The 18,722-nt window shown below is 44.3% G+C and carries 19 protein-coding genes; 6 read left to right on the top strand and 13 right to left on the bottom strand.

Annotated elements, in window-relative coordinates; translation table 11 throughout:
* The first annotated feature begins 9 nt into the window (after positions 1 to 9).
* Together KJB35_RS17345 and KJB35_RS17340 are read left to right on the top strand one after the other, a co-directional pair.
* Positions 10 to 1,326 carry an FAD-binding oxidoreductase gene (locus KJB35_RS17345; protein WP_053307896.1) on the top strand — a complete coding sequence of 439 codons (1,317 nt, stop codon included), beginning with the start codon at positions 10 to 12 and terminating at the stop codon, positions 1,324 to 1,326.
* Positions 1,323 to 1,673: an ethanolamine utilization protein EutQ gene (locus KJB35_RS17340; protein WP_005375208.1), complete on the top strand. Its 351-nt coding sequence runs from the start codon at positions 1,323 to 1,325 to the stop codon at positions 1,671 to 1,673. Before KJB35_RS17345 ends, KJB35_RS17340 begins: the two co-directional genes overlap by 4 nt.
* A gap of 226 nt (positions 1,674 to 1,899) precedes the next feature.
* On the opposite strand, the gene azu is transcribed toward KJB35_RS17340, so the two are convergent.
* The 4 genes from azu to norR form a co-directional block, all read right to left on the bottom strand.
* Positions 1,900 to 2,352, bottom strand: a complete 453-nt coding sequence (azu, locus tag KJB35_RS17335; RefSeq protein WP_005375211.1) for an azurin — start codon at positions 2,350 to 2,352, stop codon at positions 1,900 to 1,902.
* Positions 2,353 to 2,687: 335 nt separating this feature from the next.
* Positions 2,688 to 3,338 carry an HAD family phosphatase gene (locus KJB35_RS17330; protein ID WP_053307895.1) on the bottom strand — a complete coding sequence of 217 codons (651 nt, stop codon included), beginning with the start codon at positions 3,336 to 3,338 and terminating at the stop codon, positions 2,688 to 2,690.
* A 269-nt stretch (positions 3,339 to 3,607) separates the two neighbouring features.
* Positions 3,608 to 4,126, bottom strand: coding sequence for a hypothetical protein (locus tag KJB35_RS17325; protein ID WP_005375218.1), 519 nt, complete (start codon positions 4,124 to 4,126; stop codon positions 3,608 to 3,610).
* A gap of 397 nt (positions 4,127 to 4,523) precedes the next feature.
* Positions 4,524 to 6,056, bottom strand: a complete 1,533-nt coding sequence (gene norR, locus KJB35_RS17320) for a nitric oxide reductase transcriptional regulator NorR (RefSeq protein WP_138939658.1) — start codon at positions 6,054 to 6,056, stop codon at positions 4,524 to 4,526.
* A gap of 190 nt (positions 6,057 to 6,246) precedes the next feature.
* Between norR and norV the strand changes: the two genes are divergently transcribed.
* From norV to KJB35_RS17300, 4 genes are all read left to right on the top strand, one after another.
* Positions 6,247 to 7,749, top strand: coding sequence for an anaerobic nitric oxide reductase flavorubredoxin (norV, locus tag KJB35_RS17315; protein ID WP_172563911.1), 1,503 nt, complete (start codon positions 6,247 to 6,249; stop codon positions 7,747 to 7,749).
* 10 nt (positions 7,750 to 7,759) lie between these two features.
* A complete protein-coding gene (gene norW / locus KJB35_RS17310) occupies positions 7,760 to 8,908 on the top strand; it encodes an NADH:flavorubredoxin reductase NorW (RefSeq protein ID WP_172563910.1) in 1,149 nt (382 codons plus the stop codon).
* A 42-nt stretch (positions 8,909 to 8,950) separates the two neighbouring features.
* Positions 8,951 to 9,289 carry a DUF1971 domain-containing protein gene (locus KJB35_RS17305; protein ID WP_005375231.1) on the top strand — a complete coding sequence of 113 codons (339 nt, stop codon included), beginning with the start codon at positions 8,951 to 8,953 and terminating at the stop codon, positions 9,287 to 9,289.
* Positions 9,290 to 9,473: 184 nt separating this feature from the next.
* Positions 9,474 to 10,352, top strand: a complete 879-nt coding sequence (locus KJB35_RS17300) for an NAD(P)-dependent oxidoreductase (protein WP_285358321.1) — start codon at positions 9,474 to 9,476, stop codon at positions 10,350 to 10,352.
* Between the two features lie 195 nt (positions 10,353 to 10,547).
* Here the strand turns inward: KJB35_RS17300 and KJB35_RS17295 are convergent, their stop codons facing one another.
* The 9 genes from KJB35_RS17295 to KJB35_RS17255 form a co-directional block, all read right to left on the bottom strand.
* Positions 10,548 to 11,987, bottom strand: coding sequence for a catalase (locus KJB35_RS17295; RefSeq protein ID WP_033906756.1), 1,440 nt, complete (start codon positions 11,985 to 11,987; stop codon positions 10,548 to 10,550).
* A gap of 289 nt (positions 11,988 to 12,276) precedes the next feature.
* Positions 12,277 to 12,894: a glutathione S-transferase family protein gene (locus KJB35_RS17290; RefSeq protein WP_005375238.1), complete on the bottom strand. Its 618-nt coding sequence runs from the start codon at positions 12,892 to 12,894 to the stop codon at positions 12,277 to 12,279.
* 14 nt (positions 12,895 to 12,908) lie between these two features.
* Positions 12,909 to 13,943, bottom strand: a complete 1,035-nt coding sequence (locus KJB35_RS17285) for an NADP-dependent oxidoreductase (protein ID WP_053307890.1) — start codon at positions 13,941 to 13,943, stop codon at positions 12,909 to 12,911.
* 151 nt (positions 13,944 to 14,094) lie between these two features.
* Entirely contained in the window at positions 14,095 to 14,694 is a 600-nt protein-coding gene (locus KJB35_RS17280) for a TetR/AcrR family transcriptional regulator (protein ID WP_005385858.1), read from the bottom strand.
* 50 nt (positions 14,695 to 14,744) lie between these two features.
* Positions 14,745 to 15,065 (bottom strand): N(4)-acetylcytidine aminohydrolase, encoded by a 321-nt coding sequence (yqfB, locus tag KJB35_RS17275; RefSeq protein WP_053307889.1) that lies wholly within the window; start codon positions 15,063 to 15,065, stop codon positions 14,745 to 14,747.
* A 67-nt stretch (positions 15,066 to 15,132) separates the two neighbouring features.
* On the bottom strand, positions 15,133 to 15,528 hold the full coding sequence (locus KJB35_RS17270; protein ID WP_053307888.1) for a VanZ family protein: 396 nt from the start codon (positions 15,526 to 15,528) through the stop codon (positions 15,133 to 15,135).
* Between the two features lie 2 nt (positions 15,529 to 15,530).
* Positions 15,531 to 16,838, bottom strand: a complete 1,308-nt coding sequence (locus KJB35_RS17265; protein WP_053307887.1) for an oligosaccharide flippase family protein — start codon at positions 16,836 to 16,838, stop codon at positions 15,531 to 15,533.
* An 8-nt stretch (positions 16,839 to 16,846) separates the two neighbouring features.
* Entirely contained in the window at positions 16,847 to 17,878 is a 1,032-nt protein-coding gene (locus KJB35_RS17260) for a glycosyltransferase family 4 protein (RefSeq protein WP_053307886.1), read from the bottom strand.
* Positions 17,875 to 18,708, bottom strand: a complete 834-nt coding sequence (locus KJB35_RS17255; RefSeq protein ID WP_017821256.1) for a putative capsular polysaccharide synthesis family protein — start codon at positions 18,706 to 18,708, stop codon at positions 17,875 to 17,877. Before KJB35_RS17255 ends, KJB35_RS17260 begins: the two co-directional genes overlap by 4 nt.
* Positions 18,709 to 18,722: the final 14 nt, after the last annotated feature.

The raw sequence follows: 18,722 nt of genomic DNA, 5'->3' as shown, positions 1-18,722 counted from the left end.
AGAAAAAAGATGATTCATTTACCCAATGATGACGTGACGTGTGGTTGGTATCATGCGTTGCCAAGTATTCCAGAAAAATCGGCGTTAAAAGGTAAACAAAGTGCTGACTATGCCGTGTTAGGTGCCGGTTTCGCAGGCCTAGCTATGGCAAGACGTTTAGCTGAACTTATGCCTAATGCACGAATTATACTGATTGATGCGCAACGTATCGGCCAAGGGGCTTCAGGAAGAAATTCGGGCTTTGTTATCGATTTGCCTCATAAGTTTTCACTTGAGCATCCCGACCCTGAGCACAAGCAAAAGTTATTGTCGCTCAACCGTTCTGCGATTGCTCAGCTAAACACTTTAGTGTCGAAGCACAGTATTTCTTGTCAGTGGTCAGCAAAGGGCAAATATCAAGGAGCCGTAGGGGCGCGCGGTGAAGCGTATCTCGATCACTTTGAGCACCTAATGAAAGACCTTGGCGAACCATACTTCCATGTTAATGGCAGTGAGCTGGCGAAAGTCTTGGGAACCAACTACTACAGCCGCGCAATTTACACGCCAGGTGGTTATTTAATGCAACCTGCTGCTTTGGTGCGTGGGCTAGGGGAAAGCCTTCCAGAGAACGTCGAGGTGTTAGAGAACTCGCCAATCCGCAAGCTCAGTAAAGAAAACGGTTGCTGGGTATTACATGGAGATAGTGGCTCTGTTGAAACCCCTGAACTGCTGCTTGGGACCAGCATTTTTACTCGGGAGTTTGGTTATCTTAAAAACAGACTACTTCCAGTGATGACGTTTGCAAGCTGGACGCGTCCATTGACTGACGCAGAAATGCAGCGATACGGAGGAGAGTTGAATTGGGGCCTAACTCCAGCTGATCATGCGGGAACGACGTTACGTATGACCGCCGATCGACGTATTTTGATCCGCAATACTTACAAACACGTGCCGAAATATGGCTCAAGCATGAACGATAAAGTCAGAGAACAAATTCGCGACTATCATCGTCAGGTCTTTCTGGCGCGTTATCCCGAGCTGGCCGACGTACCATTTACTCACACATGGGGTGGGGTGTATGCCATCTCTCGTAACTTTACTAACTTTTTCGGTCAATTAGATGAAGGTGTTTATGCCAGCGCTTGTGACAATGGTGTTGGTGCTGCGTGGGGAACCATTTCTGGAACACTGTTAGCTGACTATGTCGTTGGTGCGACATCTAAATCATTGGATGACATACAGCAAGTGACAGGAATGCCTTGTTTGAATCCGCCAGAGCCTTTTTTAGGTTTGGGAGTAAAAACGCGTATCCAATTAGCAAAATGGCAAAGCCGGAGTGAATTATGAAGCAAGTCAAACTTGTTGATAGTAAAAGTCTAGATTTCAATGTTCGTGGTGATACGCCGGGAATGGCGTATGTTGCCAGGGCGTTAAGCCCAGAAATTTCACCAAACATTGGCGTAGGCTTTGCTAAATGGGAAGGCGCTAAAGTGGCTTGGACAGTGCTTTATGATGAAGTTATTTTCGTGATTGAAGGCTGTTTCGAGCTGACCGCAAATGGTGAAACACATTTTGTGCACCCAGGTCAGATGCTGTGGATACCGGAAGGAACTGAATTGGTTTATGGTGGGCATGCTCTGTTCGGCTATGTGGTTCATCCAGGAAACTGGAAAGAGTTACATGGTATTGAATGACTTTTATCATTTAGTAGTGTCTCGGAAAGGCAAAACAAAAATCCGATTTTTACCCATGAGTTTTCGTAAAAGAACTTAATCTCAATGGAGCAAGGGTTTCTTACTTGCTATGTTTCTTGGTCACGTTTCCAGACGTGTTAGACCTTTCTCAATTGCTATTTTATCTATCAAAAAGGGAAGCCTTGGCTTCCCTATAATGAGTCTTCTTTTGGCTTGGCTAAATCTTTTATTTTAGCTCAAATTTACCCTGCATGATTGCCCAGTGACCCGGGAATGAACAGAAGAATGAATAGTCACCGCCGGCTTTCATTTTCTCAGTACTGAACGTAATGCTGGTGCTTTCACCGCCACCAATTACTTTTGTGTGAGCGTAGACGCGATCATCATTTGGTTTTACGTAGTTATTTTCTGCTCCAGCTGCCATGCCATCAGTACCGACTGCTTGTAGGTTGGCTGTGTCAGAGATGACCACGTTGTGACCCATCGATTGCGCTGGCATCTTACCTGTGTGATTAAGCGTCAGTTTTACCTCTTTACAAGTGGCTGGTACGCTCAATGTTTTAGTAGAAAACTGCATCATATCGTTAGCATCTAATGACACTTCACACTCGGCACTGGCTTGGGCACCAAAGCTCATTCCTACTAATGCGAAGGTTGTTGCTAATAAACGTAAAGACATATAACACTCTCCATTTTGTATTTTAGGCTGACTTGGATTGATCTTATCCAATAGTTCTCATTATCAGCCAATTTTCACTCCAAAAACGTGCTTCAATCGGTATATTGACGTTTTGTTGCAAGCTTGTACTGGTCAGTTCCGCTATTTGATCACTCAAATGCCTTATTTCATGCGATTGCGTGAGTTAAATCAAAAGTCGTGATTAGCCAGAGTTAAGGTGAAAATAATCTCTCTAAACGGGTGGCAGAATTGTTTGGTTTTACGGTATTGGAGAGGTTTCAAGAAAGAAGCTCAGCTAAATTGCTGAGCTTCTAGAGAACAGACGACAAGTAGACCTAGCGAGTTTGTTTTAACGCATGCAACACATCATGCAGTGAAGGTGCGACAGTATGGCCTAATTGCTTTATTTCGTCACAAGGCTCAACCAAATCAGGAATTTGATAAGTGATCATGTTCGCTGCTACCGCAGCACGTACGCCATTATTTGAATCTTCAAAGGCGAGACATTTGGTTGGATCTACGCTTAGACGACTTGCTGCAAGCAGGTAGATCTCTGGATCAGGTTTGCCGTGTGACACTTCACAGCCTGTCGTTAAGTTGTCGAAATACTTGCTTAGGCCCGCTAACTCCAACTTCTTCTGTGCCACTTCTTTTGCTGTAGAAGTGGCGACTGCAATTGGCAACCCTTGGCCTTTCAACCACTCAAGCAGCTCAATCACCCCTTCTTTTACCGGTATCGCTTGGTGCTTAACCACAGCGTCGTAACGGTCGCGCCACTCTTGGTGTAAGCGGTCAAGATCATCCCCATAAGCTTTACGAAAAATCACTTCAATGCCCGCTGCATTGCGACCAATGATTGAAAGGTAAACATCTTTATAGAAGGGTAGGTTCTGGGCTTCACATGCTTCTTGGAAAATATGCATACAGACGCGCTCAGTATCAAGGAGCAAACCATCCATATCAAAAATAGCAGCTTGGTAGTTCATTACATTAAGACTTTTTGGTTGGGATGGCGCATTTTGACACAAGCAGATCGGTTTTTCTTCTAAAAATTAGAACTTGATTTTGATCCTATGAGTTCACATTGCCTCTGAACACACTATACACAGAGTCTATAAATTAGGTGTGAAATATAATATTTTTAAAATTATAAAAATTTCAGTTAAATAGATAAAACTCTATCTTAATATAAGCTAGAGTTTTATTAATATTCTATTGTTATTTTAACTATTGGATAATTTATTAATAGTTAAAATTAATAATAAAATAATACCAAGTCACGATTGTTTACGACTGCATGAGTGTACCAGCTCTTGACTTCAGATATTTGTTGCTCTGATAAGCCTCCGAAGTCAACGTTATCTTGGTGAATATCTTGATTTTTTATCATAAAAACAACAGGGAAATCGTCAGGGAATGGGAATTTTATGGGATAATCGGTATTAGTGAATGGAATATCGCAGAAATCGTTTACATCGCAAGGATACCAAGAGTTATTGGATAAGTAATAACCAGTGATCTTACATATAGCTTCAAGCAAGTAAGCATAGGCGTAACCCAAGTGACTGTATTTTATCTCTTCAGACAGCATCTGCATAAGAAGCTCTTCAGCTCGGATGCTTTCGCCACTACTTTCCAGCATTTCATTAATCACTTTAAAGGAGTCTTGACACCTTTCCATGATGGCTTTTTCTAGCTCTGGATTACGCTCATTCTTTAGTACGTTAAAAACCTTTTCAGTATCTAATGAATATACTGTCGCCCCATATCCCATATTTTATTCTCCTCACTTTTATACAGTTAAATTCATTTAAGTGTTTTTATCGAAGGGATTATATTTTGATGTTTTTTGAAGGTAAAGTGTATACATAGAGGTTGTATTTATTATGATGAACTTTGAAAGTTTAGATTCTTAAAATAAATACTATATATTTAATTTTATTAGATCTGGCTCATAAAAATACCTTAACTATTATTGTGTTTATTGTTAAGGGTTATTAAATCTGTGAGGTGGTTCAAGACAATAAAATTTAGAAGAAAATACCGTCAAACTTAGGTGGCTATTCTATCTGAGCACTCAGCTCACTACTTATAGTGGGCTGAGTGAGCGGTTGGGCATCGGCTCTTTATTTGGCGATGAATATGCCATATTAGGTGATATTCGTTAGTGTCTATTTTATCCCTAGCCGTTTTGCTAATCGGTGCAAATTGCCGTTATCTAATTCAAGCTGACGTGCCGTTGCTGCCCAGTTACCTTGGTTCTCTTCCAGAACTCGAACAATCATCGCTTTTTGGAAGGCGTCTGTGGCAGGCTTTAATCCGCCTTCTGGTAGCTCAAGCCGAGATTTTTGTTCCGTTTCTTCAACGTTCTTGATGTTCTGATTCGGCGTTCGGATGTCAAAATCTTGCTCAACTAACTCAATGTCCATGGCGTGGGTACGCGCTTTTGCCAAAACACCAGCACGTTTAATGACATGTTCAAGCTCTCGCACGTTGCCTGGCCATGAATAGTCTTTGAGTGCCTGCACCAAAGTGGGGGACAAACGAATGCTGTTCAATCCCAATTTGCTTCTTAAACGTTCGGCAAAAAAGCCTGCGAGTAACACCACATCGTCTTCACGTTCACGAAGAGGTGGAACATGAAGCGGGAAGACGCTTAGGCGGTGATATAAGTCGGCTCGGAAGCGACCAGCAGTCACTTCTTCATGCAATATACGGTTGGTGGCGGCGACAATGCGTGTATTGACTCGAATATGGCGGTCATCACCCACACGTTGAATGTCGCCGTATTGTAGAGCTCGAAGTAACTTAGCTTGCAGTTCTAACGACAGTTCGCCGACTTCATCTAAAAACAGTGTGCCGCCATCGGCTTGTTCAAACTTACCCTTACGATTGCTGATTGCGCCTGTGAATGCGCCTTTGATATGGCCGAACAACTCGCTTTCCGCGACTGATTCTGGCAGCGCCGCACAGTTGAGGTAAACCAAAGTATTGTTCGATCGGCTAGAACGATGGTGAATAGCGCTGGCAACCAACTCTTTACCTACGCCTGTTTCTCCCATGACCAACACAGACAATTCCGTATCGGCGACGGCATCAATCTGCTCTTGAAGATTCCTCATGCCCTGAGAGTTGCCAATGATTTCGTTACTCAACGTGCGTTTCTCAGCGTAAGAGTCACGTGGCAGGCTCGCTTGAGTTTCTAGTTGCTCTAGCAGAAGTGCAGTGTGCAAGCCACCTGCTGCCAACGCGCTGACAAAACGTAACTCTTGGTTGCGCAGCCCATCAAATTGGTTGGGGTCGAAGGCGTCAATCGTAATGGCACCAATCAGTTGATCGTCGATCAGCAAAGGTAAACCAATGCAGGAATGGACATGCAGTTTGTCATCGTGGTTTGGAATCAAGCCATCGTATGGATCAGGTAAGTCGCTGTCAGAGGGAAAGCGCACGATATCGCCTGCTCGGGCAATGGCTTCTAATCTTGGGTGCTGCTCAATGGAGAAACGGCGTCCAAGCACTTCTTTCGCCAATCCATTGATCGCTAAAGGTTTAAAGTGTTGGTCTTCATACAAAAGAAGGGCAGAAGAGTCACACTTCAATACCTCTCGAATCGTGGTTAACAACGTATCGAAGCGAGCCTGTTGAGTGAGGGCCGAGTTAAGGTCTTGCGTGATGTGTAGCCATTGCGCGATTAAAGAAGTCATAGCCAATACCGATTGTGTCAATATGACTATTGTAGTGTCTTAATGACAATTTTCAACTGTGTCTAAATGACACTTGTTAAAGTTGGATTTCAATTAAGATATTGAAATATATGGCAATTAAAAGTTGGCATGCCCAGTGCAATACAAGAAGAAATTATTTTTGTTTATCCCGTCATTCAAGGTAGTAATTATGACAATTCACGTAAAAAACAACATCCACTGGGTAGGTCAACGCGATTGGGAAGTCCAAGATTTCCACGGTACAGAATACAAAATGACAAAAGGTACCAGCTACAACAGTTATCTAATTCGTGAAGAGAAAACCGTATTGATTGATACGGTCGATCATCGATTCAGTCAACAATTCATCCAAAATTTAGAAATGGAAATCGATCTTAAGTCTATCGACTTTATCGTGGTAAACCATGCAGAGGAAGATCACTCAGGCGCATTGTCGGCATTAATGGAGAAGATTCCGAACACGCCAATTTACTGTACAGAAGCGGCGATTGATTCCATCGTTGGTCATCACCACCATCCTGAGTGGAACTTCAAAACCGTAAAAACAGGCGACAGCATTGATATTGGCAACGGTAAGCAATTGGTGTTCGTGGAAGCGCCGATGCTGCATTGGCCAGACAGCATGATGACTTACCTAACTGACGATGCAGTGTTATTCAGCAATGACGCATTTGGTCAGCACTACTGCGATGAACGCCTGTTCAATGATGAAGTGGATCAAAATGAGTTGATGGAACAGTGTTTGCGTTACTACTCAAACATCCTAACGCCATTCAGCAGCTTGGTAACCGCTAAAATCAAAGAGGTGCTGAGCTTTAATTTGCCTGTCGACATGATCGCAACGTCACACGGTATTGTATGGCGCGATAATCCAGTTCAAATCATCGAGCAATACTTGGCGTGGGCAGACAATTATCAAGAAGATCGCATTACGATTTTCTACGATTCTATGTCAAACAACACTCGAATGATGGCCGATGCAATCGCGCAAGGCATTCACGATGTCGATCCTGGTGTAGCAGTCAAAGTCTTTAATGTCTCTAAGCATGATAAGAATGAAATTCTCGCCAATGTATTCCGCTCAAAAGGCATCTTGGTTGGTTCGTCTACCATGAATAACGTCATGATGCCGAAGATCGCTGGCATGCTAGAAGAAATTACCGGTCTGCGCTTTAAAGCGAAAAAGGCCGCTGCATTCGGTAGCTACGGGTGGAATGGTGGCGCGGTGGATCGTATCCATGCTCGATTGACTGATGCAGGTTTTGAAACCGCGGTGAGTTTGAAAACTAAATGGCGACCAGATGGTAAAGCGATGCGTGAATGTCGCGAACATGGTCAGAACATCGCGAAATTGTGGGCAAGACATTACCTGAAAAGTTCTGTTACTTCTCCGGCGATTGCTGCGTCTGCACCACAAGTTCAATCACAACCCGCTGCGCCAGCGACAACACAAGCTGTGAAAGATGCTGCTCCTAGTAACCCTACTACCGAGGCGCATCCCGCAGATTGTCAATGCATGGTGTGTACAGTTTGTAATTGGGTATACGACCCAGCTAAAGGTGAGCCTAATCAAGGCGTTGAACCGGGTACGGCATGGTCTGAAGTGCCAGATTACTTCTTGTGCCCAGAATGTCACTTGGGTAAAGACGTCTTTGTCGAATACAACGGGTAAGGGGGCGAATATGCAAGCACCTATTGTGATTATTGGTAGCGGCTTTGCGGCTTACCAATTGGTGAAAACAGTGCGTCGAATGGACGCACATATTCCGCTGCAAGTGTTTACTGCTGATGATGGCGCGGAATACAACAAGCCTGATTTGAGTCATGTATTCAGCAACAAGCAAACCGCCCAAGACTTGGTAGTTAAAAGTGGTGAGGCGTTCGCACAGGAACACAACATCGAACTGTTCGCCCATACCATGATTGAGCATGTCGACGTGCAAGCTCAGCAAGTGGTCGCCAACGGCCAAACCTATCCTTACTCCAAACTGGTGCTTGCGACAGGCGCGAAAGCCTTTGTGCCACCAATATCTGGCGATGCAGCACCTGAGGTGATAACGCTAAACTCGCTACAAGAATATCAATTAGCGGAAGAGCAAATTAGCCGTGCGAAACGAATTCTAGTAATGGGTGGTGGTTTGATCGGCGTCGAGATCGCCATGGATCTCGCAACCAGTGGTAAAGCAGTTACGGTGGTTGAGCCAAATCCCCGTTTGCTCGCTAACTTGATTCCTGAATTCGTCGCATTGCCGCTTGAAAATCAACTTAAGCAGCAAGGTATTCAACTTGCCTTGGAGACTGGAGTTGTCGCGATCAATCACTCGGATGATTCGCTGGTGGCAAGCTTGAGCAAAGGTAAGGCAATCGAAGCTGATGTAGTGATTTCAGCGGCGGGTTTACGTGCTAACACTTGGTTAGCGAAGGCTTGTGGGTTGAGTATCAATAAAGGCATCGAGGTGGATGCTCGATTACAGACATCAGCAGCCAATGTATTTGCATTAGGCGATTGCGCTGAGATCCAAGGTCGAATGATGCCGTACCTCCAACCGATCGTGCTAAGTGCCAATGCTTTGGGCAAACAACTACTGGGGCAAGAAGCAGAGTTGAAACTACCGCCCATGATGGTAAAGGTCAAAACGCCGAGCTACCCAATTCAATTGGCAGGCGATTTTAGTTCGGTGACGAACTGGAGCGTGCAGATTTCTCAAACTGGCATTGCCGCGAAAGCAGAAGATGAAAATAGCCGACTCATGGGCTTCGTCGTGACGGGAGAACAAGTTACGCAAGCATTTCCATTGCTTCGAGAGTTGTCTCAAGCCGGTCAGGCTTAACCGATTTAAACGAAAAGAATTGTAATTAGAGAGGGTATTATTATGTCGCATCTACGAATTCCTAAAGACTGGACTGTTCAACGTTCAACGCCTTTCTTCACTAAAGACAATGTGCCACCAGCGCTACTGACTCATCACAATACCGCTGAGGGAGTGTTTGGACAGCTTTGCGTCATGGAAGGGCAAGTGACTTACTACGGCTTTGCTGATGAAAATGCCACAGAAGCAGAAGTAGTGGTGGTGATTAATGCAGGCCAGTTTGCTACAAGTCCACCGCAGTACTGGCACCGCATTGAGATGAGCGATGATGCTCAGTTCAACATCAATTTCTGGTCGAACAAGGACAAGAGTGGGCAAGCGATGTTCCATGCTAAGCAGTAGTAAACCTTTTTAAGTGCTTTGACTGTTATGCTAATCGTCAAGTAAAGGGGTGTAGAAGGCGCAATAAACGAACTGAAATACTGGATCATCGAGACCGTGGAAAGAGAAATCACGAGTAATGATTTCAATTCTTTAGTAGCATGTTACGAAACATTTCAGTCAGGTGAACTAAGGGAAGCGTGCAATGGAAAAACAACGAGTAGCATTTATTGGTCTGGGAGTGATGGGATACCCAATGGCTGGTTACCTAAGTAAAGCGGGCTTTGAAACCAAAGTATACAACCGCACAAAAGCGAAAGCCGACAAATGGGCTGAAGAATACCAAGGCGTAGCTTGTGAAACACCACGTGAAGCGGCAGAAGGCTGTGACATCGTTTTTACCTGCGTGGGTAATGATGATGACGTTCGTAGCGTTGTTTACGATGAAGAAGGCATTCTGGTCGGTTTGAAAGCGGATGCAGTGTTAGTCGATCACACGACCACTTCTGCAGACCTAGCGGTTGAGCTGGCTGAAGCGTGTGCTAAGTATGGTAATCACTTCATTGATGCGCCAGTTTCTGGTGGTCAAGCAGGCGCAGAAAATGGTGTTCTAACCATCATGTGTGGTGGTGAACAAAGCATTTTTGACCGTGTGTCTCCAGCGATGGATGTGTACGCGAAGCAGATGACGCTACTGGGTGAAAACGGTCAGGGTCAACGCTGTAAGATGGTAAACCAAATCTGTATTGGTGGCGTTTTACAAGGGCTGAGTGAAGCTTTGTTGCTGGCACAAAAATCAGGCTTGGACATCGCTCAAGTTGTAGAAACGCTTAAGCATGGCGCTGCAGGTTCTTGGCAGATGGAAAACCGCGCAAATACGATGGCTGAAGACAAGTTCGATTTTGGCTTCGCTATTGATTGGATGCGCAAAGACTTAGGTTTCTGTCTGCAAGAAGCTGAGCGAGTGGGTCTAGAACTTCCACTGACTAAGAAAGTGGATGAGCAATACGCAGACCTTCAACGTGATGGTTTAGGTCGCATGGATACATCAGTACTGATCAAAGCGGTAGCTAAAAATCAGTAGTTGATGAATCAGTAATAGATAAACAGTTCTTTGGTATCAAAGAGCTTAAAGAAATCTAAGTTAATCATAATGAATCTCCTTGAGCATGGTTTGTGACTTGTGATTAAGGATTAGTGATTTGAAATCAGGAGGTGCTGTAGAGCACCTCCTTTTTTTCGTCTTTAAATCACACAGTGTAATGATTGCAGCGTTCGCTTACTTGTTTAAGCCTAGTGCAATTTCAAGACCTTTGCCGTACGCTTCGTCCGCTTGGTATGCGTGTTGAACGTGGCGCTGTTGGATGAACTCTGGTACACCGTCCATTGCGCGAGCTGTGTTATCGAGCAGAGTTTGACGTTGCTCTTCGCTCATCAGACGGAATAGGTCACCCGCTTGGCTGAAGTAGTCTTCGTCTACACGGTGGTCGTAGTGATCAGCGTTGCCGTTGATGCGTAGAGGTGGCTCAGAGTAATCTGGTTGCTCTGCCCATTCTTGTTTGTAGTTTGGCTCGTAGCCTAGTGTTGAGCCAAAGTTGCCATCAACGCGCATTGCACCATCGCGGTGGTAGCTGTGAACAGGGCAACGAGGCGCGTTCACTGGGATTTGATGATGGTTCACACCTAGACGGTAACGCTGAGCATCGCCGTAAGCGAACAGACGACCTTGTAGCATCTTATCTGGAGAGAAGCCGATACCAGGTACTACTGCTGCTGGGTTGAACGCTGATTGCTCAACTTCTGCGTAGAAGTTTTCTGGGTTACGGTTCAGTTCGAACTCACCAACTGGGATCAGTGGGTAGTCTTTTTGAGACCATACACGTGTTAGGTCGAATGGGTTGAAGTTGACTTCATCCGCTTCTAGCTCAGGCATGATCTGTACGTACATCTTCCATTTAGGGAAGTCTTGACGCTCAATCGCTTCGTAAAGGTCACGGTGATGGCTTTCGCGGTCTTTACCTACGATCGCTTCTGCTTCTTGGTCAGTCAGGTTCTTGATGCCTTGTTGAGTTTTGAAGTGGAATTTCACCCAGTAACGCTCGTTTTCTGCGTTGATAAAGCTGAATGTGTGGCTACCAAAACCATGCATATGACGGTAAGAGGCTGGGATACCACGGTCACTCATTACGATAGTCACTTGGTGGAATGCTTCTGGTAGTGATGTCCAGAAATCCCAGTTGTTGGTAGAGCTACGCATGTTAGTGCGAGGGTCGCGTTTTACAGCGTGGTTTAGGTCTGGGAATTTTAGTGGGTCACGTAGGAAGAATACTGGTGTGTTGTTACCAACCAAGTCCCAGTTACCTTCTTCAGTGTAGAATTTTAGTGCGAAACCACGGATGTCGCGTTCTGCGTCTGCTGCACCGCGCTCACCAGCTACGGTAGTGAAGCGAGCAAATAGTTCTGTTTTTTTGCCGATGTCAGAGAAGATTTTAGCGCGAGTGTATTTTGTGATGTCGTGCGTTACTGTGAACGTACCGTAAGCACCAGAACCTTTTGCGTGCATACGACGCTCAGGGATCACTTCGCGGTCAAAGTGTGCCAATTTTTCAAGGAACCAAACGTCTTGTAATAGTTGAGGGCCACGAGGACCTGCAGTCATAACGTTTTGGTTATGTGCGACAGGGCAACCTGCTGCTGTAGTCAATTTCTTGTTTGTCATTTTTCTTCCCCCTCCAGGGCTCAATACCTTAGAAACTGTAGAGGAGGTTATTACGGAAAAGCTGGAGGAGAAAACTGATATTGCTTATCAATTCAATAGATGGTGACTATGGTCGAAACTATATGAGAATCAGAAATTTACTACATTAGCTTGATTGACATAACAATCGACGTTCTCGAATACGATTGACAGGGGGGAGCGCTATCCAGTTAGCGTGTCTGCGATGCTAGTAATATCGCCCCTTAAATGAAGTTTTACGTGTCATCAAAGGGGCGAAAGGGGGAAGTAATTAAGAGTACTTCACTTCAAGTTGTTCAGCTTTTGCAAATGCTGGGTGTGTCGCGAGCTGTTTCCCATAACGTTCAATATTAGGGAAGTGATTAACTAAACCAAACTTTTGAACCAATTCGACAATGAAAGACATCATGATGTCTGCGCCAGTCAGACGCTCTTCTACTAGGTAAGTTTTGCCTTCTAAGGATTGCTCGAAGTAGCCTAGTACATTCATTGCTTCCTTGTCGGCATAGCCTGATAAAAACTGAGTTTCATTTGGCTCTTTGCTTACGAAGATTTTTAGCAGCATAGGTAAAATTGCGGAGCTTTCTGCAAAGTGCATCCATTGCAAATATTCTGTGTGTGCTTTTGTACCGCGCTCAGGAGCAAAGGCTCCGTCACTGTATTTCTCAATCAAATATTCGGTCATTGCACCTGACTCAATGATAATCTCGCCGTTATCTTCAAGAACAGGTGACTTTCCTAATGGGTGAACACTTTTTAGTTCTGGCGGTGCCATGAAGGTCACGGAATCACGGACATAGGGTACAATTTCGTAATTTACATCTAGCTCTTCAAGTAACCAAATGATGCGCTTTGAACGAGACTGATTGAGGTGGTGAAGTTTAATCATTTACATATCCCTTTTTATAATGGGTCGTTAATCTGTACTACAAGCTTGCCGAAATTCTTACCTTCCAACAGACCGATGAATGCTTTTGGCGCATTATCCAGTCCTTGTACTAGATGTTCGCGGTATTGGATCTTTCCTTCTGCCAACCATTGATTAATATCTTGCGCAAATTCACCGTAACGATGTCCGTAATCATCAAAAATGATGAAGCCTTGCACCTTGATTCGTTTGGTCAGGAGCTTACCCATTAGTAATGGAAGATGGTCGGTACCTTCAGGCAGCTCTGTCGCGTTGTACTGAGAAATCAAACCACAAAGTGGGATACGCGCATTTGTATTCAGAAGTGGCATTACAGCCTCGAATACTTTGCCACCTACGTTTTCGAAGTAAACATCGATACCTTTGTCACAGGTATTTTTCAGTTGTTCTGCAAAGTCTTCAGCTTTGTGATCAATACACTCATCGAAACCAAGCACCTCTTTAGCGTAACGGCATTTTTCTTCTCCGCCTGCTATACCAACAACTCGGCAACCTTTGATTTTACCAATTTGACCAACTGTTGCGCCTACAGGCCCCGTAGCAGCTGCTACCACGATGGTTTCCCCTGGTTTTGGCTGACCAATGTCGAGTAAACCCATGTACGCGGTAAATCCTGGCATACCTGCAACGCCTAGCGCGTAAGAAGGATTTTGCGGTTCTTTACCAAGTTTAATGACCATCTCACCAGTTGAGATAGCGTAGTCTTGCCAGCCAACAGTGTAGGCAAGAACCCATTCACCTGCTTCGTAATCTGGGTGGTTTGATGTTTCTACCTGACAAACTGTACCACCGACCATTACGTCATCAATTGCAACAGGGTCAGCGTATGATTCGGCATCACTCATGCGACCACGCATGTATGGATCTAGAGATAAATAAACCGTTCTCAATAGCATTTCACCCTCTTTCGGAGTCGGTTTCGTTACCTCTTCTAAACGAAAGTTTTCTTGTGTCGGTGCACCATGGGGACGTGACGCGAGTACTATTCTGCGATTTGTTGCGTTAGTCATATCTATCTCACTTGTTGATTAGACCGGTCGTCTAGTATTTATTTCAAAATATCCCGCTTATTTAAAGCGGGAAGGTTTACTGTGTTAACACTGACGCTTTTTCTGACAGTGAAACGTGTGTAGGGTGTTCATTCTGCTTCCACGCCGCCCGTTATGGACAAGTGCGCGTATTCTGCAGTAAGTGTTGAGTATAGGTCAGACTTTGCGTCAATGCTGCCTGATCTTGATAAAGTTTGTTCAGCAAGCTAGCGCCATTCCAAAGGTAGTATATCTGCCTTGCTAATAACGCACTGTCACCATTGGGGATTGAGCCATCTTGAATGCCGATGTCAATGCAATCCGCTATCGCTTGAATGGTTTTGTCTGCTCCTTGGCGTAATGCCAAGCGCATTGACTCAGAGAGATCGGAGACTTCTGCACTTAACTTAACCAATAAACATTTGTTCGCATTACACACGTCGTCTTCTACTTTGACCATTTCTTCGAAATAGCTCATTAGGCGTTGGTAGCCACTCAGTTCAGTATTGGTAAAGCGTGCGTTTAAACGCTCAAAATACTTAGTAAAGTAGTCTTGAATCATCGCTTCACCAAATTGTTCTTTGGATTTGAAGTAATGATAAAACGAGCCTTTTGGCACTGCGGCCTTTTTTAATAGCTCTGAAAGACCAACACTCGTGAACCCTCGGTTTACGATCAACTCGTATCCGACGTCGAGAATATGTTGGCGTGTGTCATTCGTCTTTGCGTTCATGAAGTGTACTATAGAATGAATTAGACCAGTCGTCTAGTATTTGTTGTGGGTTATTTAATCAGCTCATACTCAATAACAAAGAGCGTGTCGGTATTTGGGTAGATTTCTCGAATTAACTGCTTGAGTTTTGGTAGTTCGATGGCTTCTTGTTCTGCATGAAACTCATTAATACCTTCAAAGTGAAGTGGTTCTACAGAACGTATCTTGATATCGCAGACTTTACGATCCGTTTCTAAGGTAAAAACTTCGACTTCTGTATTGGGAACGTAATGGCTTTCTGATTCATCTCGAATCGTTATCGTCTTTTTGCCTGACGTGATCAACGGGGTTAAGAATTCAAAAAAAGTAATCTTGGTTGGATGAGATGGCATGATGTACTCGTTAGTCTGGTTGTTTGGCGTAATTATATACCCAAATCCCCCAGAGATTCCTGTATTACTAGAACGACCGAGTGCGGATGAAGCGAATTAACTTGGCACTAAAGTAACCTGAGATAACACCTATCCAGTTGGTGCTGAGATCATCAAAACTAAATGATCGATTTGGAATAAAAAGTTGGCTTATTTCTTCCATTGAAACGATAGCCAACAGCAGTAGCAAAAGACGAATCCCAAAAATGTCGGTTTTATTCGAGCTCACCAGAGAAGGGAACGTGAAAACCGATAAAAAGCCGATCAATAAACTGAAAGTAAAGTGAAGCGTACTCGATCCGCCTAAGTAGGTTTCCATTTGCAGGTAAGCAGTATGGTGTAGGTCAGAGCTTTTCCACAAAGAGAGTGAAGCGGTTAGCATCAGGACTAAAAAAAAACTCGTGCGTGCCAGTATTAAAGCCATAATTAACCTATTGGAAAGAAGCCTAAGTAACGTTTTACAAAGTACAGTGCAGCTAAATTCTGGATAGCCATGCCAATTGCCATTGCCCACGCTGCACCAATCACCCCAAACATTTGGCAAAGCGTAACAAGTAGGCAGATGGACACCGTACCGGAGGAAATTGTAATGTATTTCATGGTTCTCTCATGACCGCTCATTAATAATAAAAACCCTACTGAACCAGTCGCAACATTGACTAACTGCCCCAGAGAAAGGACGACTAATAGTGGCGCCGCGGCGAGAAACTCCTCACCAAAAAACTGCATTACAAACTCGGGGAAGAGGGTGCAAATAATTACGGGTACAATCGCTAAACCAACATTGGCTCGGCACGCCAAGCGGCTCAGATTCTGCAGTTTGAGCATTTGACGCTCTTTGTAGAGAGAGGCAAACATCGGGGCGACCACAAAGTTAATGGTAATCAGCACAAAGCCAATCAGTAGTGATGTGCGTTGGGCTGCGGCTAACAAACCGAGTTCCGCTGTTGAGATAAAAAAGCCCGCAATAACAAGGCTTCCCCATTGAAGAACATTCGTGAAGATACTGCCAACCCAGACTTGCTTGGCAGAAGAGACCATTTTTTTGTTTGGTACGAAAGCCGATGTTTGATATTGATCTGAGCCAAGCCAATTGGCACTAGATATGACCGCGACACCTATGCTCGCTAAAAGCAGTGCGGTCATTAGATTGTTGATATTTTGCTGACCGATATAGTCTAGGGCAAAGACAAAAATGACCATCAACATGCTTACCCCAAGCTGCAACGCAAACAGAGATGATACGACTTTTCTACATGCTTGAAGCACCCGACTGTTGGTTTGCGCAAGCACCAAGAAAGGTATGCAAAGCAAGCATAAAATAATCGCATACATTGGTGATTGAGTCTGGTTTAGCTGCTCTGGAAACAGATTAAACCCTGCCAACAAAACGCCTATGACGAGCAAGCAAAATGCCATACTTCGATAAAGTGCGGTTTTATAGTTTTGGCTTTGTTCAAGCTTCTCTTTGTTATTAAAAGCGATCGCATTGTAACGAACTAACGAGACATCAAAACCTAGCTGAGAAACGACGGCGAGTAGCGAGACTAGGTTGAATAAAAAGAAAAATTGACCGGCCGTCGAAGCGTCACTGGTCTTCGATACAATCAGAGTCAGTAAAAAAGCAAATAGCGCACTCAACACACGCGTGATTGCGGTTTTTAATCCAGTAGATAACAAGCTTTTTTTACCGCTGGGCATCAACAGTAATTTTTGTTGAACAGTGTGAAACATAGGGGCATTTAACCGTAAAGTTTATTGAGTGCGAGGCGCTGTTTTTCTTCACTGAAGGCATCGTTTAATTCTGCTGTATATTGGCGAAAATCGATCTCTTCATAATGATTGACACAATGCGCGATCTGCTTGGCCATTTCTTCAGGTGTGAGCGCTAAAAACGGGTAGTTGAGATCTTTGGTTGCGCCGATGGTCCGAATAACCATAGGAAGATGTAACTTGGATGCTTCTAGAATGGTTAACGGCATCCCTTCCCATGCTGCAGTATGTAGATAAAGGTCTGAACCCTTGAGCTTTTCAACTACCTCATCGCGAGGCAGCATGCCCGTTACATCCACATTTTCAGTGCGTAATTTCTGTTCGAGTACGTGGTCACCGCCACCTATCCATGTGATCTCTATCGGGCGGTTAAGCGCATACCGATTAAGGAACTGCAATGTGCTGATAAGAAACTGAGGATCTTTTTGGGGCGCGACACGACCAAGTACAACGAGCTTCAGCGCTTCTTGCTTGTTTCGCTCTATACGATCTTCACTTTGATAAGACACGTAGTTGTTGAGCAGTTCGGCACGTTTCGCACCAATGCTAATGGCTAGGTCACACTCTCGTTGGCTACAGCCTGCAACCACATCAATTTTGCTCAGTTTTACTTTCTCTAGTGCTTTATAGATCTGGCGTGCAAGCTCTGAGATATCTTCACGTTCGAAGGCATAACAGTGCGGTGTGTAAACCAAGCGTGCCTTGCCAAGCTTTAGAAATCGGCCGAGAAATCCTGCTTTACTCGAGTGCAAATGCACGACGTCGGGGCCAAGTGATGCAATCTTGTGGTTTGCATCGCGAATAAATTGAAGCAAGCCGCCTTCTACCCACTTTGTCTGTACGAAAATGTGGTGGTTGTTCTCATTGGTCAAGTCGTTTTCTCGGGCTCTGGCTAGCAAGAAATGCTGATAAGGCTCGTCTCTGGATGAGTGAACATAACTATAGAGGGCGGTTTGAACGCCACCTCCAAATGCTTCTGTAACATGGAGTACTTTCTTCATGATGATTTTGTCCCTGGTGTTTGCATCCATTTGTGTTTAAAAGCATCACGCTCTTGCTCTGAATAAACGTGGCGATACAAGGGAAGATCGTACATATAGAACAGTTTTGAGAAGTCGTAGTGATTCTTAAAGTGTTGGTGGATATTGGAGTACCACTTGTTTTTCGCTTCGTTGCTGTTTTTCAGCACGAAGTCTTGCAACTCAAGAAACTCACCGATTTCTTTATCAAGAGAACTGAGCTGTTCGCATTTGATTAGCATGACGTTGGCCTGAGCGTTCTGGAATGTGAAGAAAGGTTGAGTGTTGTCCAGCTCTTGGCGCATCACATCGATATTGAAATTACGCTTTAACTCGTTGTCGAACCAGTCCGCAAAATAGTTGAGATTGATATAGTTATCAAAGCAATGCTCGAGGTGCTGATACGTGACTTCCATATCTCGGTGAATTGCATCATTCTTTTTGCCTTCGATAAATTGCAAATGGAGGTCTTGAAAGAAACGAGAAAAGACAGTTGCGATTGGATCGCGGACCAGCGTAACGATTTTAATCTGCTCGCGTTTTTGTAAGATACGTTTTCGCTGCTTGAGCACTAAGCGATAGAGTGCGCGGTTTCGGAAGTCGAAGAATTTACTCACGTCTTTTTTATTGTGATACATGTGAAATTCTTCGTGATCATCAAAGGTGTGGATGTGATAGCTCGGGATATTTTTCTCCCCTAGCGTGTGCTCAATTGATGAGGAGCCAACTTTGCCCATTTGGTAAACTAAAACAAAATTATCAGCTTGGAGTTCTCGGTTCTTTTCAAATTGTCGAGAGATTGAATACTTCATCTATCCTATCCTTG

It is taken from the genome of Vibrio sp. D431a (genome assembly GCF_030248655.1).
GTDB lineage: Bacteria > Pseudomonadota > Gammaproteobacteria > Enterobacterales > Vibrionaceae > Vibrio > Vibrio alginolyticus.
The sequence above is the reverse complement of the archived record's forward strand: the minus strand, read 5'-3'. Positions and strand labels throughout refer to the sequence as shown.

What these genes read in the sequence shown, in the direction of transcription:
- KJB35_RS17345 (WP_053307896.1), top strand. Translation starts at nt 10, where the DNA reads ATGATTCATTTACCCAATGATGACGTGACGTGTGGTTGGTATCATGCG.
- KJB35_RS17295 (WP_033906756.1), bottom strand. Translation starts at nt 11,987, where the DNA reads ATGACAAACAAGAAATTGACTACAGCAGCAGGTTGCCCTGTCGCACAT.
- KJB35_RS17300 (WP_285358321.1), top strand. Translation starts at nt 9,474, where the DNA reads ATGGAAAAACAACGAGTAGCATTTATTGGTCTGGGAGTGATGGGATAC.
- KJB35_RS17285 (WP_053307890.1), bottom strand. Translation starts at nt 13,943, where the DNA reads ATGACTAACGCAACAAATCGCAGAATAGTACTCGCGTCACGTCCCCAT.
- KJB35_RS17340 (WP_005375208.1), top strand. Translation starts at nt 1,323, where the DNA reads ATGAAGCAAGTCAAACTTGTTGATAGTAAAAGTCTAGATTTCAATGTT.
- yqfB (WP_053307889.1), bottom strand. Translation starts at nt 15,065, where the DNA reads ATGCCATCTCATCCAACCAAGATTACTTTTTTTGAATTCTTAACCCCG.
- KJB35_RS17280 (WP_005385858.1), bottom strand. Translation starts at nt 14,694, where the DNA reads ATGAACGCAAAGACGAATGACACACGCCAACATATTCTCGACGTCGGA.
- norV (WP_172563911.1), top strand. Translation starts at nt 6,247, where the DNA reads ATGACAATTCACGTAAAAAACAACATCCACTGGGTAGGTCAACGCGAT.
- KJB35_RS17305 (WP_005375231.1), top strand. Translation starts at nt 8,951, where the DNA reads ATGTCGCATCTACGAATTCCTAAAGACTGGACTGTTCAACGTTCAACG.
- KJB35_RS17260 (WP_053307886.1), bottom strand. Translation starts at nt 17,878, where the DNA reads ATGAAGAAAGTACTCCATGTTACAGAAGCATTTGGAGGTGGCGTTCAA.
- norW (WP_172563910.1), top strand. Translation starts at nt 7,760, where the DNA reads ATGCAAGCACCTATTGTGATTATTGGTAGCGGCTTTGCGGCTTACCAA.
- KJB35_RS17265 (WP_053307887.1), bottom strand. Translation starts at nt 16,838, where the DNA reads ATGTTTCACACTGTTCAACAAAAATTACTGTTGATGCCCAGCGGTAAA.
- azu (WP_005375211.1), bottom strand. Translation starts at nt 2,352, where the DNA reads ATGTCTTTACGTTTATTAGCAACAACCTTCGCATTAGTAGGAATGAGC.
- KJB35_RS17255 (WP_017821256.1), bottom strand. Translation starts at nt 18,708, where the DNA reads ATGAAGTATTCAATCTCTCGACAATTTGAAAAGAACCGAGAACTCCAA.
- KJB35_RS17290 (WP_005375238.1), bottom strand. Translation starts at nt 12,894, where the DNA reads ATGATTAAACTTCACCACCTCAATCAGTCTCGTTCAAAGCGCATCATT.
- norR (WP_138939658.1), bottom strand. Translation starts at nt 6,056, where the DNA reads ATGACTTCTTTAATCGCGCAATGGCTACACATCACGCAAGACCTTAAC.
- KJB35_RS17270 (WP_053307888.1), bottom strand. Translation starts at nt 15,528, where the DNA reads ATGGCTTTAATACTGGCACGCACGAGTTTTTTTTTAGTCCTGATGCTA.
- KJB35_RS17325 (WP_005375218.1), bottom strand. Translation starts at nt 4,126, where the DNA reads ATGGGATATGGGGCGACAGTATATTCATTAGATACTGAAAAGGTTTTT.
- KJB35_RS17330 (WP_053307895.1), bottom strand. Translation starts at nt 3,338, where the DNA reads ATGAACTACCAAGCTGCTATTTTTGATATGGATGGTTTGCTCCTTGAT.